The sequence below is a fragment of the Rhizobium sp. Root1334 genome, from assembly GCF_001426665.1.
Classification (GTDB): Bacteria; Pseudomonadota; Alphaproteobacteria; order Rhizobiales; family Rhizobiaceae; genus Pararhizobium.
The window spans coordinates 278984-294921 of sequence record NZ_LMEY01000028.1 but is presented as its reverse complement, the minus strand read 5'-3'; the positions used below and the strand labels follow the sequence as shown (position 1 = coordinate 294921).

The following is a 15938-nucleotide window of genomic DNA, read 5'->3' as shown; positions in this document are numbered from 1 at the left end:
ACGGCCATGCGCCGAAGGCCTGCAAGGAGGGATGGCCTTGCAGCGCGATCAATCGCGGTTCCGTACCGGTAGCAAGGATGGGTTGAGAGACATGATCTTCGACAAACAAAAAGTATTCGCCGAGCTGGGTCTTCAAGCGTTGAATTCAGGCGCCTATGGCAGCGAAGGTGGTTGGAGCGTTGCAGAACCCGGCAACGCCTTCGCGGCCATAAACCCATCGACCGAGGAAGAACTTGCCAGGGTCGGCAATGCTTCTGGCGAAGACTATGACCGCATCATCAAGGCTGCCGTCGCAGCACACAAGAAATGGCGCATGGTCCCCGCACCCGTCAGGGGCGATCTTGTTCATCGTATTGGTATGCTCGTTGCAGAGCATCATGATGCGCTTGGCGCGCTGGTGTCGCTCGATACCGGCAAATCGCTGATGGAAGGCAAGGCCGAGATCAAGGAGGTCATCGATATGGCCACCCTCGCCGCCGGTCAGTCGCGCATGCTTTATGGTTTTACGCAGCAGTCGCAGCGCGCCCATCACCGGATGTATGACCAATGGCTGCCGCTCGGTGTCGTCGGCATCATCACAGCCTACAACTTTCCAGCCGCGGTATGGGCGCAGAATGGTTTTCTGTCTGCGATCGGCGGCAACACCGTTATCTGGAAGCCCAGTCCCAAGGTCCCGCTGACGGCGATCGCGCTGCAGCGCCTCGCCGTGAAAGCCATGGAGGAGATGGGATATGCCGGGGTCTTCCAGATGTTCGTGTCGGAAGATAATACGGTTGCAGAACGCCTCTTGACCGACAGGAACGTGGCGCTGGTTTCCTTTACCGGTTCGACCGGTGTTGGCCACAAGGTCGCCAATACCGTCGGGGCAACGCTGGGACGCCGCTACCTGCTGGAGTGTTCGGGCAACAACGGCTGCATCGTCGATGAGACGGCCGACCTGGAGCTGGCCGCAGCCGCCATCACTTTCGGTGCCGTTGGGACAACCGGCCAGCGTTGCACAAGCACACGCCGCGTCATCGTCCAAAAAAGCGTATCTGAAAAGCTGGTCCGGCTCCTGGCCGGTGCGTACCGGAATGTGAAGGTCGGAGACCCGGTAGACGGCAGCACGTTGGTTGGCCCGCTGGTCGATAAGGGGGCCGTTATCGCGTTCGAGCAGACTGTGGCTTCCGCCAAGTCACTCGGTGCGACCGTCGCCTTCGGCGGCCGCCGAATGGATCGACCGGGTTATTTCGTCGAGCCAACCATCATCACCGGCGCGCGCAACGAATGGCAATGCGTCCAGGAGGAAACCTTCGCACCCATCCTGTTCGTCATCGAATATGACGACTTTGGTGAAGCTCTTGAACTGCACAACGGCGTCGCACAGGGGCTCGCCTCGGGCATCCACAGCACCAATCTGTCCAATATCGAAGCGTTCCTCTCGGCGGAGGGCAGTGATTGCGGCATCGCAAAAGTCAATATGGGGACAACCGGTGCCGATGTCGGCGCGGCTTTCGGCGGTGAAAAGGAAACAGGTGGCGGCCGCACGGCAGGCTCTGACGCCTGGAAGGGATACATGCGCCGCCAAAGCGTTTGCATCAACTGGGGCAAGGAAACCCCGTGGCGCCGTCTGGTCGAGGTGTGATCCCATGAACTATTACGACGTCATATTGATCGGCGGAGGCATCGCGGGCGTTTCCGCCGGCGCAGAGATCGCGGCATATGCAAAAACGGTTGTTCTGGAAGCCGAAACCCAGCCGGGATATCATGCGACAGGCCGCTCGGCAGCCTTTTTCACAACCACATACGGTAACAGCCTATCCCAGTCGCTTGGGCGGATTTCGGAGATTTTCTTTCGTGGTCCACCCGACGGCTTTACTGAACATGCGCTCATCCACCCACGCGAACAGATCGTCGTTGCCAATGCTGCATCGCTGGACCGGCTCAAGGCTATGCAGGCCGGTATTGCGGCCGATGTATCGCCAATCGGCATCGACGATGCGCTGGCGCGGGTCAGCATTCTCAATCGTGATGAAGTGGCAGGAGCCTTTGTCGATCGCACGGGTGGGGAACTTGATGCCGGTGCGATCCTCGGCGGATATGCGCGGCTTCTCAAGCAGCGTGGTGGCGAACTGATTGGCAATGCACGAGCCACGTCGATATCCTTCAATGACGGGCTTTGGACGGTGCGCACCCAAAACGGTGATACCTTTACGGCGCCGGCAATCGTCAATGCCGCGGGGGCCTGGGCTGATGACGTGGCGCAGATGGCTGCTCTGGAACCCTTGGGGTTGAAGCCGCTGCGGCGTACCGCAATCCTCGTACCTCCCTCCCCGGGGCTGGACATGGCAAGCCTGCCGATGCTCATCCATTTGTCGGGCGGCTTCTATTTCAAGCCCGATGCCGGGATGTTGCTCGTGTCGCCGATGGACGAAACAGAAGACACGCCTTGCGATGTCCAGGCCGACGAATATGACGTTGCCGTTGCAGTTGACCGGCTGATGAACAACACATCGATGCAGGTTCGCCAGGTCACGCACCGATGGGCCGGTTTCCGTACCTTTGCCGAGGACAGAAATCCCGTTGTCGGGTACGATCCGGCGGCAAGCGGCTTCTTCTGGCTTGCCGGACAGGGTGGATTCGGTGTGGGCTCAGCGCCGGCGCTCGCGCATCTCGCCTGCGCATTGATTACAGGCCAGGATATCCCCCATGCCTTTGATCGGGTGGCTCATATGGCTGACATGCTGAGCCCCGCGCGTTTCCGCATATCGGGGAAAGCCGAAGAGCGCCCTACCGCAAGTGCGGTTGCATAACAAGACTGATCGTACACAATCCGAAGACCGCCAGCGGTGGCTTTCAGGGCATCCGCGCAAAAGGGAAATATCGTGAAAATCATCAGTTTCAAGAAGAACGGTGCCGCCGCCTACGGCGTTGTTGTCGGCGATACCGTCATCGACCTCCATGCCCGTTTGAAGGACAAGTATCCGACGATGCGGGATCTGCTTGAAAATGGGCTCGCTGACGCCCGGGGACTTCTAGGGGCAGTCCCGGATTTCAGTCTTGCGGCCGCCGATCTTCTGCCGGTGATCCCTGATCCGCAGAAGATTTTCTGCATCGGCGTCAACTATCTTTCACATTTGGTCGAGACAGGCCGCCCCAAACCGGATTTTCCGGTGGTCTTTACCCGCAATCCGAGAAGCCAGACGGCGCACGGTAAGCCGATCATCAAACCGGCGGTGTCCGATCAGCTGGATTTCGAGGGGGAACTGGCTGTCATTATTGGCAAGCCGGGCCGCAACATTGCCGCGGCTGACGCGCTCTCCCATGTTGCAGGTTATTCCTGCTATAATGATGGCAGTATTCGCGACTGGCAAAAGCACACGCCGCAATTCACCCCGGGCAAGAACTTCGACAATACCGGTGGCTTTGGTCCGTGCATGCTCACCGCAGACGAAATTGCCGATCCCTCGACCTTTGAGCTTATTACGCGCCTTAACGGCGAGGAGATGCAGCGGGCACCGCTTTCGGATCTGGTTTTTGATATTCCAGCCCTGATCGAATACCTGTCCAGTTTCACGACACTGGTCGCAGGCGATGTCATCGTCACCGGGACCACGGGCGGCGTCGGCGCGTTCCGCAACCCACCGCTCTGGATGAAGCACGGCGACGTTGTCGAAGTCGAAATCAGCTCGATCGGCACGTTGCGAAATCCGGTTGTAGCGGAATAGCATCGCAAGTGTGGACGTCGTGCCGGTATCACTGCCGCAGCCTGTGTGCTGACGGCATGTCTGGATGGTGGACATTTGTTCAGCACAGGGAGGTCTTTACCTTCTCAAGCCGATGTGCGCGGAATGCCGTGGTTGCCTTACAACTTATTCGCGATCACGCCTTGAGCGCCGCAGCAAGATAGTCGACGAAGCTTCTGACGGCCGGCGACAGACCGCGCCGCGACGGAAAAACGGCGTGCACGATACCGCTCTTCAGATGCCAGTCAGGCAAGATCCGCTCGAGCTCGCCGGACGCGATCTGGTCGGTGACGAGATAATCCGCAAGCTGTACAACCCCAACGCCATCGATGGCGGCCTGGCGGAGCGCGTACATATCGTCGGCCACATAGCGCGGCTCGAAGAGGATACTCTGTTGCTCTTTGGTTGAATCTTGCAGTTCCCAGACATGCTTCGACGAACTTCGCACCAGATCCATCCCGGGTAGAGGGGAAAGTTCATCGGGTGTCGAAGGCCTGCCGAAGCGGGAAAGAAGGGCCGGGCTTGCCACCAGGATCTGTTGGCTGTCGGCAAGCCGTCTCATCACCAGCCCTTCATTTTCGAGCGGTGGAAACCGCACACGAAGCGCCACATCCACCCCCTCTTCGATCACGTCGACCCGACGATTGGTCGCTGACAGTTGAATGCGAACGAGCGGAAACTCCATCAGGAAGCGCGAGACGATTGGTGACACTAGGCTGATCATCAATGAAACGGGACATGTAACCCTGATGAGGCCGCGCGGTTCGGTGCGATTGTTCTCAACGGCCTCTTGAGCTGCTTCGGCCTCGGAGATCACTGCGACGCAGTGCCGATAGTAGACTGCGCCGATTTCGGTCATCGCGAATTGGCGCGTCGTCCGTTGCAGCAGCCGGCTACCAAGACGCTCCTCCAACAACGTGATCCGTCGGCTGAGCGTCGACTTCGGAACTCCGAGGGCACGGCCGGCAGCGGCGAAGCCACGGTGCTCGACAACACGGGCGTAATAGAAAAGGTCGTTGAGATCATACATGGCATTGTTCCATTTTTGGAACGAATAGTACCGAAACACCCGTCTTTCGGCAATGTCGTCTCAGTAGTATCTCTTCAGTGCATCGAGACAATCATCTCGTTTCACAAAAGGAGACATGAGAATGGCCAAAAGTTCGCTGCTTACCCCCGACGATCACGCGCTTCTGCTGATCGATCATCAGTATCTTCAGCTGCTTGCTGTGCGCTCGCACACCAACGAAGCGATCGTCAACAATACGACCTTCCTGGCGAAGGCTGCGAAGATCTTCAACGTTCCGACGCTGCTGACCACCGCGTTTGCCGAGCGGCAGGAACTGTTTCAGGAGGTCCAGGCGGTCTTCCCGGACCAAAAGCCGATTGACCGCACCGGGCTCAACTCCTGGGACGATCAGCGCGTGCTCGACTGGGTCAAGAAGACAGGCAAGAAGAAGCTGGTTATGGCGGGCCTCTGGACCGAGGTTTGCCTGAGCATGCCGGTGATCGATGCATTGGCTGATGGATATGAAGTCTACATCGTCACCGACGCTTCCGGCGGCGGTAGCACGGAAGGTCATGAACGCGGCGTTCAGCGCATGGTTCAGGCCGGCGCGCAGCCCCTGACCACAGTCGCCTATGTTTCCGAACTGCAGCGCGACTGGGCACGCCCGACCGCCGACGATATCGCCAAGCTTTTTGCCGAGCATGGCGGCGGTTTTGGCCAGGGTTTGCGTTGGGAGTGGCAGCTTCTGGGTCTCAAGGAAGGCACACGATAAAGTAGCGCTTTCGGCCACGGGTTTTGATGCCCGTGGCCGGCAATCAGCTGTTGTTTCGGCATTCGATTGATCCAGACGTGATATCGCCACCTACGCCGATAAAATCACAAACGTGCCCTGACACAGTAAACCCCGGGTCGCGTGGCGATCCGGGGTTGTCCTGTCATTGCCCTATCAGTTTGTCTGAACGCCCCACTGAGCCTCGAACTTGTCGGCATTTTCCCGCGTAACAACGGGGCCGACGGGGCTGATTTCCGGAACTGAAACAGCGGACTTTTCGATCGCCTTTCCATTGACTGCGTCAATTGCCATATTGACGGCAATTTCCGCATCGGTCTGAGGCAGGGACACCTTGCTGCCGAACCATCTGCCGGCACGGATGCGTTCAACACCGATGTAGCTGGCACCAGAGCCGATCAACGCCACCTTGCCTTTCAGCGGCGTATCGCTGACGGCCTGCTCGACACCGATGATGGTATCATCGTCATTGGCGAAGATGACGTGGATGTCCTGGTTGGCCACCAGAATATCCCGCGCAACCCGGAGACCACCATCGGCGCTGTAGTCGGATGCACCCGACGCGACCAGCTTGATGGTGGGGTTTTCCGCATAAAGCCGGTTGATCTCTTTCAGCTTGGCCGCATCATAGGCTGCCGCTCGGCTGCCGATAATGTAGACAGTGTTGCATGGGTCCTTTCCCTCGCAGGCCTTCTTGACCATCGAGAAGGATGCCTCTGCGTCGTCCGGCTCTGGAAACAGGACGGAGCCGGTGAGCCCTTCGACCTGCGGCTCGATCGTGAACTGCGGACCGAGAGGACTATCTAGGGCAACCACCTTGATACCGGCAGAAATGGCCTGTCGCACGCAGGGCAGGATGCCGGCGCCATCGACAGGATAGATGACGAAAGCGTTGTAGCGGCCTGTGGTGATGGCGTCCTGGCACTGTGAAAATTGCTTGGACGGATCGAAGTCGCCGGACAGGACATTGATTGACGCACCTTTGGCGGTCGCGACTTCCGTTGCCTTTTCGGCACTCGCCTGATTGTAGCTTGTATTGCCTTGCAGGAAGTAGGCGATACGGGCGTCCTTGCCTTCCTGGGCGACAACGGTACCGGCAGCAGATAACGCCAGCGCGAACGAAAGAGCGCCGATCGTTGAAGGGGCAAGGCGTCTGGATACAAACATATTGAACTCCTTTGCTGTCCCCTCGAAGACTTTTCATTCGAGGGATTGGGTTGAGTTTGACAAGAACGCCGAATGTCCTGCGGTCGCGAGTGCATTCGAAATTCATCGGCGTCTTCACGCTGGACTTTGCTTGTTCGGCCCCGTGTTTGGACCACGTGTTACCAAAGAAAAGTGTGGCGCAAAAATTAATTCCGGTTCCGGTGGTGCAGCCGGCATCTTCGTCGTGGGATATGAGCGAACGCACTGCGTTTCCTCAACGCAGCAGCCCACATCGAGCCGGTGATGTTGTTGTCGCCGGCGGATGCATTCGGGATCGAGAAATGTGTTACGTACTCCCGCTCTTTAGCGGGAGCGCCTGCGGGCCAGTGCATCCAGTCCGACCGCGAGCAGGATAATCACGCCGGTCAGAATCTGCTGGTACAGCGTGTCCAGGCCAAGAAGATTGAAGCCGTTGCCGATCATGGCCAGCAGAAGCACCCCGAGAACCGTTCGCCAGATGGCTCCCCGGCCACCGACAAGGGATGTCCCGCCGACAAGAATTGCCGCCCAGACGCTGGATTCTATCCCGGCATTCATGTTCGGCTGCGCCGCACCCGTCCGGCTTGCGACCAAGGCCGCGGCGAGCCCTGCCGCCAACCCTGAAAGCACGTAGGTGAAGATGATCACCCGGTTTGTCGAAATGCCCGACAACAGCGCGGCCTCGATGTTGGCGCCCGTGGCGCGGATGTGCCGTCCGATCGTCATCCAGTTCAGAATGAAACCACAGATCAGGGCAAAAGCGATGAGAATGTAGACGGAATAGTTGAAGCCCAAAAGCTTGTCTGTACCAAGCCGTTGAAAGGTCGCATCCGATACGGCAACCAGGAAGCCACCGCTCAAAACAGTGGCGAACCCCTTGAAAACGATGGCGCTGGCGATCGTCGCTACGAAGTGGTTGATGCGGAATGTTGTCGTCAATACGCCATTGAACAAGCCGAGCGTACCGCCTGCGGCAATGCCCACGGCGATGCCGGTCGCTGGCCCGTGGCTGTTGGCAACGAGCGCTGCGGAAACGGCAGAGACGGCAAAAATCGAACCGACAGAAAGATCGAAGCCGCCGACAAGGATCACCAGGGTGCCGGCACAGGCCATCAACCCGATGGGGGCCCATTGATCGATGACGTTGCCGAGGTTGAGCCGTGTCAGGAAAACATCCGAGGACAAGGCAAGCAGGATGAACAAGACGAGCGTAGCGAAGACGATGCCGTAGTCTCTCAATCCCTCCATCTTGAAACGACTGGTACCGGGCTTCAGGGGTGCCCCTGTACCTCCCTGTTGCAATCCTGATTTCGAAGCGAGTGCGACGGTGGTGTTCATGCGACGGTCCTATTCCTTGAGTCCGCGGCTGTGCCAAACGCGGCCGCCAGTATTTGTTCCTGTGTTACTGTCTCCGCTTCGAATTCAGCGACGATCTGTCCTGATCGCATGGCAAGGACACGATCGGACAAGCCGATGACTTCCTCCAGTTCGCTTGAAATCAGAAGGACGGCCATGCTTTCCGCTGCGAGGTCGCGAATGAGCGCGTAGATTCCGTGTTTGGCGCCGACATCGACACCGCGTGTAGGCTCGTCAGCGATCAGCAGCTTTGGCCCGCGAAAAAGCCATTTTGCAAAGAGCGCCTTCTGTTGGTTGCCCCCCGATAGACTTGAGATCGGCGCCTCTGCATTCGCGGCTCTGATATCGAGCTTTTTCATCAGGGCATCGACAGCTGAACGCTCGCGCTTGCGGCCCACGACGCCGGCCGTGGTTACGTCCGTGAGATAGGCGAGAGAAATGTTCTCACGGATCGACCGTCCCATGAGAAGACCTTCCGTCTTGCGGCTTTCCGGAAGAAAGGCAATGCCGGCATCGATGGCAGCAGCCGTTTGAGGGGCCACCAGCTGTCCTTCGATGCGGACTTCGCCTGAACTGCGCTTGTCGCGTCCAAAAATAGCGCGCGCGATCTCGCTGCGGCCGCTTCCTACAAGCCCTGCCAACCCGACGATTTCGCCGGCGCGGACATCCAGATTGATATCCTGGAGTAATGTCGGCGTACACAATCCCCGCACGGAGAGAATGACCTTGTTGCCGTCGATGGTGTTTTTGGGCGGGTATCGCAAATCGGAGGATCGCCCAAGCATGCCGCTCACAAGCGTTTCCGCCGTCTCGAGGGCTGCTGGCCCGCTGCGAATGAGCTGACCATCGCGCAGAATGCTGACGCTGTCGGCCAATTCCAGGACTTCATCCAGGAAATGCGACACGTAGATGATCGTCGTTCCCTTATCGCGCAGGGCTTTTACGAGCGCGCGCAGCCGCCGGGCTTCATCGATCGTCAGAGGTGCCGTCGGTTCGTCCATGACGATGACGTCGGCGCGTCTGGCGATAGAGCGAAGAATCTCGACCTTCTGCTGGTCTGCGATCGGCAGGTCCGCGACTTTTTGATCGGGGTCCATATGGAAACCCGTCTCCTGGGTCAGCAGATGGAAGCGCCTTCTAAGCTCCTTGGTATGAACAATCCCGGCCGTGTGGATCTCGGAGCCAAGAAACACATTGTCCATGATCGAGAGGGATGGTGCGAGGGATATCTCCTGCTCCAGCAGGGCGATGCCACCGCGCAATGCGTCGCGCGGTGATTTGAAACGGACGATCTGTCCGTTCAGAAGCAGGTTGCCCTCATCAAGCCGGCAAACCCCCGCAAGGACTTTCCCAAGGGTCGATTTTCCCGCTCCGTTTTCGCCCACCAGAGCGTGAACCTCCCCTCTTTTGACTTGAACGTCCACGCCTTTGAGAGCGGTAACTCCGCCAAACCGCTTCACGGCACCTTTGACGGCGACAATAATATCCTCGCTCATGGGCAGTTCGCCCGGGTACAGTCGCTCGCTGCGGCGTGTACAACGGTCAACGAACACTGGCCATGCAGCCTGGAAAACCGGAAAAGTCTGGCTTTATAGACAGAAGATTTTCGCGCTGTTTGATTCAATGTAGTCCTCCCCCCGTTGCCGCCGCATCACTTGCTGCGTTGCAGCGGCGACACTTATTTGTTCTTTTGATATTTCAAGCTATCTTTTTGTGCATCCCTGTCAACGTGTGTTTCTGTAAATATAGATATATATTTGTAAGTTTTATCTGAGTTAAAGTATGGAAAATCGATCGACATTGCCACAATCTCCAAAGGATGTATCATCCATTGAAAATCGGTTACGCCGCCTACTGATGATGATATACTAAATTTCGGCGCAGATATGTGTGGTGATATCTATGGTATGTCGAAATTATACCTTGATCGCGGTTTTGATGACGCGACGTCAAGCTGGAAAACAAATAGCATCAAGTTTTTCAGGTCTGCTTAGTCACGAAAATTTCGATCGTGACAATCCCAGGCGGCACGCAAGGCAGCATTCTGGAAATCATTGGTTCACCCTCGTTTTTTATCCGTCATGCTCTCTTTAGTTGGAGCTGATCGTCATCATGCAATGAAGATGGCAGAATGCTTGTCCCAAATTTCACTAATGGCGTATTTTCCTGGAGCAACAGTTCTGCGCATTTTAAGAGAAGCAGGAAGGGCTACAGCAAGGGACTGCAGAGAAGATGTAGCCGCCGTCTGACCCGCCTCGTGTTTCAGGCCACTCGGGCCTCCCCGATGAGAGAGTTCAGAAACATCGCAAACAGTTCCCGCTCTGCGGAGATATAGAGTTTGTCGTAGATCCGCTTGCGATGATTGCGAATGGTGCCGACGCCGATATCCAGAACTTCGGAGATTTTTTCGTTAGAATTGCCCCACAGAATAAGGCGTACCATCTCCCGTTCCCGTGGCGTCCAGACGACAGGCTCAAACTCGCTGATCGCCTTTTCGATGTCCAGTGGGGTCGCGACACTCTGGCTATGCTCGAATGTGATGACCTTGAGATTCCGGCCCCAAAGATCGGGAAAATCCATGCAATCGACGTGAAATGTTCCAAAATCCATTTTGGTCGATCGCCGCTCGCCTGTTGCACGCACGGTTTCGGCGGCTCGGGCAAAGCTGGGAAACTGCCGCTTGGCAGCACGCCATTGCTCGGATTCGTAGAGGGTTCGGTGGTGCATATCCAGGATCTGCACCGCAGCAGGCAATTGCAGCAACGAATCCTTCGCTGCCGGGGCTCCCAGCCAGGCCTGTGTCATCAGTGACTTGATGTGGACCTCATGAAGCGACCGGATGATCGGATAGATCTCCTGCAACCGGACACTTTCCTCATGATTGAAGCGCTCCTCGCGCTCCAGAAACATCGTGATGCTGTTTCCACCATAGGCTGGCAGAAACATTGCGATCACGTCCATATCCCCGAGAAATGGCTTTAGGGCGGAATAGAAATCGTCCTTGGCCTGATGACTGGGAAGGTTTTCTGCCGTCACTACGCCGGGGGCCCGATAGCTGGTCCAGTACCGAAACCACGGGTCCATTTTATAGAAGCCGCCGTCATAGAGCTTGTTGACCATGTCCAGATCCACAAGGGTCCGGATCTCCACGCGCTTGGCACAGTGAAGAAGAGCGGGTGGCGCAAAAGGCGAATAGCGGACCACCCATTCGACGTCCACCGGTACCTTGCTTTTGGCAAAATCGATCAGCTGGCGGTAGAAATCGGCTGTTGCAACGGCCTCAAGTGGCCCCTGGAGTTCTTCGTACATGCCCATCTCGATCTGGAGCCGATGCTCGGCGGCGTTGCAGGGGACTGACACATCTGCTCTAGCATAGCTGTGGCGACGAGCAGCGAACATTTCTATCCTCTTTCCCCGTGCTGTTCCCAGAGGATATATTCCTCGCGCGATTCGGCGGTTGCAGGATAAAGGCCGAGAATACTACGCCCTTTGACAACCTGCTCAGTCGCGAACGTCTCGTATCGCGTCATTCCAATGGCTTTTTCTGCAACTTCGCTGGCAAGGTGGGCTGGTATAACGATGATGCCGTCAGCGTCGCCGACGATAATGTCACCCGGATAGACGGCGACCCCGCCACACCCGATCGGTTGCTGGACGTCTACCGGCGAGAGGCAGATCGGTGTTGACCGCGCCGCGGGTGCCTGGTGAAAGGCGGGATAATCCAGCTGCCTGATATCGGGCGTGTCGCGAAATCCGCCGTCGGTGACGACACCGGCAACACCGCGCGCTTTTAACCGCGTGACCATGATGTCACCGGCAGAACCGGCCTCGGCTCGACGCCCGCTGTCGATGACCAGCACGCTCCCCGCCGGACATTCCTCTATCGCCCTGCGGTGGAGAAAGTCCGGGCGGGAATAGTTGGCCATGCTGTCCAGATCCTCCCGCGAGGGGATAAATCTGAGCGTATAAGCTTCCCCGACCACACGTGTCACATTGGGGTTGAGCGGCCGTACATCCTGCATGACGCAGTTGCGGAGCCCGTATTGAAAGAGACAGGTCGCCAGTGTGGCGACGCTGACCTGCCCAAGCCTTCGGCGGCTCTCTTCGTCAAGGCGCGACATGTGCCTCAACCTCTTGCAGGTGGCCGATGGCCTCTATTTCGATCAGGATTTCAGGCTTGGCGAGCGAACTCACTTCGACGAGTGAACAGGCCGGGAAGTTGCCGCTGAAAAACTCCTTTCGCGCCCGCCAGACATGGGCGCGCTGATCGATCCGCGTGACAAATATCGTCAACTTGACGATGTCGGCCATCTGCCCGCCTGCGGCTTCGATAAGTCCCTTGATTTTTGAAAGTACGGCTTTCGTCTGTTCGTACTCGTTGTCACCGCTGACCGCTTCGGGATCGGTCAGCGAGCGGGCGGTCATTCCTGAAATATAGACAACATTGTTGGCGACCAGGCAGTTGGACCAGAGATCGGCGGCCGGTTCCGGTGCCAGCGGAGATGTCACGCGACGGAAATTCATGGGGTACCCTCATTAAACGCGTATCTTGGGTGGTTGGTCAGACGGTGCCGTTTTCGGAAACTTTTGCGAGAAAACCCTGAATGGTATCATCGCGGTGAAATACCGGCTTCTCGTAGTAATGCGGGCCGTCATAGACCTCGAGCAGAACAGACTTCTTGCGGGCTATGGTCGGGCCGTGCGGGTGATCCTTGGGGTTCATGTAGAAATCGCCCGGGCGTAGCGTCAGATCGCTGCTCGTGTAGGCGTACTCCCCCTCCAGACAATACATGAACTGGTTGGAGGCGTGAGAATGCTTGATCGGCACCCCGCCGCCTTCATTGAATTCCAAAAGGGCAATGGATGCGCCGGTGCTTTCGTTCTTGTAGAGAAAATACTGGCGAAAACCGTAGTCCGGGAAATCCAGCCATTTGGCTTCATCGATCTTGGCGGCTTGTAGCAAAACTTCGAGAGTCATGTTTGCGTCCTCAGCTGTTTGATGGAGCAGCGGCAGCGCCGCTGCTCGTGATAAGCGGTTGCGCTGTCAGGCAAAGAACTGTGGTGGAGGGGCCATGCCCCACTGGGTCGTTTCTTCCGCTCCGCCGACGAAACGTGTCGGCTGATACTCATCATTGATGATGTCGGAATCGGTATAATGCTCGATGCGGTTGCCGAAGGGGTCGGTCCAGTAGTCATAGATCAGGCTGCCGAGGTAGTGGCGTCCGACGCCGGCGTCGAGCGACCAGTCGCGTGTGCGCAGAAATTCGTGGGCAGCGAAGACGGCGTCCATATCGAGCACCTCGAAGGAGGCGTGATGGCAGCCGGCATTGATCGATTCATTGACCAGGATGCAGTGATGCTCGACGAAGTCTGCCCCATGATCCATGCGGAGAAATGCGCCGACCACTTTCGGCTCAGGGTCTCCCGGTATGCAGATATAGTCGGATGCGGCCATTTCGAGATGCTTGAGGAACCAGGCCGTTTCCGCGGCTCCATCCTCGACCCACAGGGCGCAATGGCCAAGGCGGAGGACCGGTGTCGCCTCTGCTCGCTGGCGCACGGGGCGGTTCTTGCGCGGTTGAGTATCGGAAATGTTCAACGGAAATGTCTGGCGGGTCTGCAATGCCGCTACGGGAGCAATGCCGTGGACAAGGTCAATGACCTGCTTGCCGGGGCTGACCAGCCGGACACGCTCGCCGCCGCCCGGTGCGTTCAATTTTTCAATCTTGGAAGCGCCGGCGATTGCCGAGGCAACTTCAAGATCGCCCCGGGTCTGAACTTGGAATGCAAGCGAGATATATTCAGGTTTCGCTCTTTTCTCTGCAACATAGAGGTAGGGATCAGTACCGGCGCCCCGCATGTAGAGGACATCATTCGTCTTGTGGCTGGTTTGGAGGCCAAAGTCTGTCAGGAAACTTTCAAGCTTGTTCAGATCGTCAACCGCATAAGTCACATAAGCCAGGTGTTTCAGCTTGACGCGCGTCATTCTTATCTCCTGCCATCGAGGCGTTAAATGCACAAAAAAGTTACATGATATTTCACGAATGATGGCACTGATGTTCCACCGGTAGCCCGATGAAATTAGGCCAACGAAAATCCGGGCACTTGTCGAAAATGAGACTAGCGACTTGTTTTTCTGCGTTGCTGTTTGTGCGGTGAAGACAACCGGACACGGAGCGTGCGATGAGTGATTTCGATGTAATTATTGCCGGCGGTAGCCACAACGGTCTCGCCTGCGCCAGCATGCTTGCCGTGAAAGGCCTCAAGGTACTTGTGCTTGAAAAGAACGAGTGGGTGGGAGGTGGAGCCGTAACGCAGGAGATCGTCGCGCCGGGGTTCAAACATGATCTCTTCAGTTCTTCTCATATTTTCATCCACATGAACCCCGATTTCAACCAGCACCTGCGGCCTGAACTGGAAAAGTTCGGCCTGAAGTATCTCTGGGGTGAAGACAAGATAACCGGCCATCCGTTTGCCGATGGGCCGGGCGTTGTGGTCTACAAGGATGTTGAGAGGACCTGCGACAGCATCGCGCAGTATAGCAGGGCGGATGCTGCCACCTACCGCAAGATCGTCGACGACTTCGCCGAGATCCGGGACGGGTTCATCCGGGGAGTCTTTTCACCGCCAAACCTCCCGAGCCTGCAGCCCGCCGCAATGGAACGCAGCCCGGAAGGGCTTCGCCGATTGAGAGAATTCAATCTCAGTGCCAGGGCTTTTGTCGAAGAGAAGTTCGAGAATGATGCGATCCGCGCGCTGATCCTCGGATGGTCGCTTGCGCCTCACACTCGCCCGGATCAGGAAGGAATGGGGGCTGGATTCTACGTCATGGTGCCATCGGTTCATCATTACGGGCAAGCCATTCCGGAAGGTGGAAGCCAGCAACTGCCTCTGTCGATGTGCCGGCTGATTGAATCCCGCGGCGGCATGATCGTCACCGGCGCAGACATTGCAAAGTTCATCATCTCGGACGGCAGATGCAAAGGCGTGCGCACGGCTGATGGCAACGATTATATCGCCAAGCATGGCGTCGTCACGGCCCTTGATCCAACCCAGACATTCCTGCGCCTGATCGACGAAGAGCATCTGACCGAGAACTTCAGAACCGCGGTCAGGCATTTCAGCTATTCAGACCACGGCATTGCGCGCATTCACCTGGCACTCAACGAACGGCCGCAATTCCGTGAAGAGAGCCTGGATGGCATCGCCTTTCATCGCTTCTTCGGCAGCGTCGACAAGATCAGGCATCAGTTTGCCGAAATCGAACTGGGGGAACTGCCGAGTGAGCCGAACCTGGTCTATGTCAACTGGACCATTCGCGACCCGAGCCGGGCACCGGCCGGCAAACATACCCTGTCGCTCGACACGGTCGTGCCGTCAAAGCTGCGATCGGGAAAGAAATGGGATGATGTGAAGGAGGCCTTTGGCGAGACGATGCTGAACGAGGTCCGCAAACATGTCACCAACCTCGACAGCGGCAATATCATCAACTCTGTCGTCCATACGCCCGAGGATCTCTTCCGCTACAATCGCTCGTTTGTGAATGGCAGCCCGACCGGCGGCGAGCGAACGCTCGCGCAATGGGGGGCTTTCCGCCCCTTCCCAGGCTATTCCCAGTACAAGTCCCCGATCAGGGGTCTCTATATGACAGGCCCGCATTGTCACCCCGGCAACGGGATTTCGGCGATGGGAACGATTACTGCCAATGTCCTGCTCAAGGATCTGGGAGTGTAGCTGGAAACTTTGACGTCAGCGATCTGATCCGGCCGCCATGGCATGGATCGCGTTTTGAACGGGTGGCGGCACGACCGGGATCGGCCGCCCACCCGCGTATTCTGTCCAACCGGTGCTGGTGAACAGCTTCCGGTTGGAC

Annotated in this window: 14 protein-coding genes; 5 read left to right on the top strand and 9 right to left on the bottom strand. The window is 57.4% G+C overall.

The window, feature by feature from the left end; genetic code table 11:
* Nucleotides 1–37: 37 nt before the first annotated feature.
* The 3 genes from ASD36_RS24850 to ASD36_RS24840 all read left to right on the top strand — a co-directional run bounded on the left by ASD36_RS24850 (nucleotide 38) and on the right by ASD36_RS24840 (nucleotide 3707).
* Entirely contained in the window at nucleotides 38–1624 is a 1587-nt protein-coding gene (locus ASD36_RS24850; RefSeq protein ID WP_200954922.1) for an aldehyde dehydrogenase family protein, read from the top strand.
* Nucleotides 1625–1628: 4 nt separating this feature from the next.
* Complete coding sequence (locus ASD36_RS24845) at nucleotides 1629–2792, top strand: FAD-binding oxidoreductase (protein WP_060502417.1); 1164 nt, start codon at nucleotides 1629–1631, stop codon at nucleotides 2790–2792.
* Between the two features lie 72 nt (nucleotides 2793–2864).
* Entirely contained in the window at nucleotides 2865–3707 is an 843-nt protein-coding gene (locus ASD36_RS24840; protein ID WP_060502416.1) for a fumarylacetoacetate hydrolase family protein, read from the top strand.
* Nucleotides 3708–3861: 154 nt separating this feature from the next.
* On the opposite strand, the gene ASD36_RS24835 is transcribed toward ASD36_RS24840, so the two are convergent.
* Nucleotides 3862–4755, bottom strand: a complete 894-nt coding sequence (locus ASD36_RS24835) for a LysR substrate-binding domain-containing protein (protein ID WP_060502415.1) — start codon at nucleotides 4753–4755, stop codon at nucleotides 3862–3864.
* A 121-nt stretch (nucleotides 4756–4876) separates the two neighbouring features.
* Between ASD36_RS24835 and ASD36_RS24830 the strand changes: the two genes are divergently transcribed.
* Nucleotides 4877–5506, top strand: a complete 630-nt coding sequence (locus ASD36_RS24830) for a hydrolase (protein ID WP_244481933.1) — start codon at nucleotides 4877–4879, stop codon at nucleotides 5504–5506.
* A 174-nt stretch (nucleotides 5507–5680) separates the two neighbouring features.
* Here ASD36_RS24830 and ASD36_RS24825 read toward each other — a convergent pair whose 3' ends face one another.
* The 8 genes from ASD36_RS24825 to ASD36_RS24790 form a co-directional block, all read right to left on the bottom strand.
* A complete protein-coding gene (locus ASD36_RS24825) occupies nucleotides 5681–6691 on the bottom strand; it encodes a sugar ABC transporter substrate-binding protein (protein ID WP_060502413.1) in 1011 nt (336 codons plus the stop codon).
* 342 nt (nucleotides 6692–7033) lie between these two features.
* A complete protein-coding gene (locus tag ASD36_RS24820) occupies nucleotides 7034–8047 on the bottom strand; it encodes an ABC transporter permease (protein WP_082511979.1) in 1014 nt (337 codons plus the stop codon).
* Nucleotides 8044–9561, bottom strand: a complete 1518-nt coding sequence (locus ASD36_RS24815) for a sugar ABC transporter ATP-binding protein (protein ID WP_060502411.1) — start codon at nucleotides 9559–9561, stop codon at nucleotides 8044–8046. Before ASD36_RS24815 ends, ASD36_RS24820 begins: the two co-directional genes overlap by 4 nt.
* 766 nt (nucleotides 9562–10327) lie before the next feature.
* Nucleotides 10328–11464 (bottom strand): helix-turn-helix transcriptional regulator, encoded by a 1137-nt coding sequence (locus ASD36_RS24810; RefSeq protein WP_060502410.1) that lies wholly within the window; start codon nucleotides 11462–11464, stop codon nucleotides 10328–10330.
* 2 nt (nucleotides 11465–11466) lie between these two features.
* Entirely contained in the window at nucleotides 11467–12186 is a 720-nt protein-coding gene (locus ASD36_RS24805; RefSeq protein ID WP_060502409.1) for a ribonuclease activity regulator RraA, read from the bottom strand.
* Entirely contained in the window at nucleotides 12173–12589 is a 417-nt protein-coding gene (locus ASD36_RS24800) for a RidA family protein (protein WP_060502408.1), read from the bottom strand. The genes ASD36_RS24805 and ASD36_RS24800 overlap by 14 nt, the downstream gene beginning before the upstream one ends.
* A 37-nt stretch (nucleotides 12590–12626) precedes the next feature.
* Nucleotides 12627–13043 carry a cupin domain-containing protein gene (locus ASD36_RS24795; protein WP_060502407.1) on the bottom strand — a complete coding sequence of 139 codons (417 nt, stop codon included), beginning with the start codon at nucleotides 13041–13043 and terminating at the stop codon, nucleotides 12627–12629.
* A gap of 66 nt (nucleotides 13044–13109) precedes the next feature.
* Complete coding sequence (locus ASD36_RS24790; protein WP_060502406.1) at nucleotides 13110–14051, bottom strand: VOC family protein; 942 nt, start codon at nucleotides 14049–14051, stop codon at nucleotides 13110–13112.
* Nucleotides 14052–14248: 197 nt separating this feature from the next.
* Here ASD36_RS24790 and ASD36_RS24785 point away from each other — a divergent pair, with 197 nt between their 5' ends.
* Nucleotides 14249–15799, top strand: a complete 1551-nt coding sequence (locus ASD36_RS24785) for an NAD(P)/FAD-dependent oxidoreductase (protein WP_060502405.1) — start codon at nucleotides 14249–14251, stop codon at nucleotides 15797–15799.
* The last annotated feature ends 139 nt before the right edge of the window (nucleotides 15800–15938 follow it).

Excerpts from the sequence above, each read along its gene's own strand:
- ASD36_RS24805 (WP_060502409.1), bottom strand. The coding sequence starts at position 12,186 with ATGTCGCGCCTTGACGAAGAGAGCCGCCGAAGGCTTGGGCAGGTCAGC.
- ASD36_RS24810 (WP_060502410.1), bottom strand. The coding sequence starts at position 11,464 with ATGTTCGCTGCTCGTCGCCACAGCTATGCTAGAGCAGATGTGTCAGTC.
- ASD36_RS24785 (WP_060502405.1), top strand. The coding sequence starts at position 14,249 with ATGAGTGATTTCGATGTAATTATTGCCGGCGGTAGCCACAACGGTCTC.
- ASD36_RS24815 (WP_060502411.1), bottom strand. The coding sequence starts at position 9,561 with ATGAGCGAGGATATTATTGTCGCCGTCAAAGGTGCCGTGAAGCGGTTT.
- ASD36_RS24790 (WP_060502406.1), bottom strand. The coding sequence starts at position 14,051 with ATGACGCGCGTCAAGCTGAAACACCTGGCTTATGTGACTTATGCGGTT.
- ASD36_RS24845 (WP_060502417.1), top strand. The coding sequence starts at position 1,629 with ATGAACTATTACGACGTCATATTGATCGGCGGAGGCATCGCGGGCGTT.
- ASD36_RS24835 (WP_060502415.1), bottom strand. The coding sequence starts at position 4,755 with ATGTATGATCTCAACGACCTTTTCTATTACGCCCGTGTTGTCGAGCAC.
- ASD36_RS24795 (WP_060502407.1), bottom strand. The coding sequence starts at position 13,043 with ATGACTCTCGAAGTTTTGCTACAAGCCGCCAAGATCGATGAAGCCAAA.
- ASD36_RS24830 (WP_244481933.1), top strand. The coding sequence starts at position 4,877 with ATGGCCAAAAGTTCGCTGCTTACCCCCGACGATCACGCGCTTCTGCTG.
- ASD36_RS24800 (WP_060502408.1), bottom strand. The coding sequence starts at position 12,589 with ATGAATTTCCGTCGCGTGACATCTCCGCTGGCACCGGAACCGGCCGCC.
- ASD36_RS24820 (WP_082511979.1), bottom strand. The coding sequence starts at position 8,047 with ATGAACACCACCGTCGCACTCGCTTCGAAATCAGGATTGCAACAGGGA.
- ASD36_RS24825 (WP_060502413.1), bottom strand. The coding sequence starts at position 6,691 with ATGTTTGTATCCAGACGCCTTGCCCCTTCAACGATCGGCGCTCTTTCG.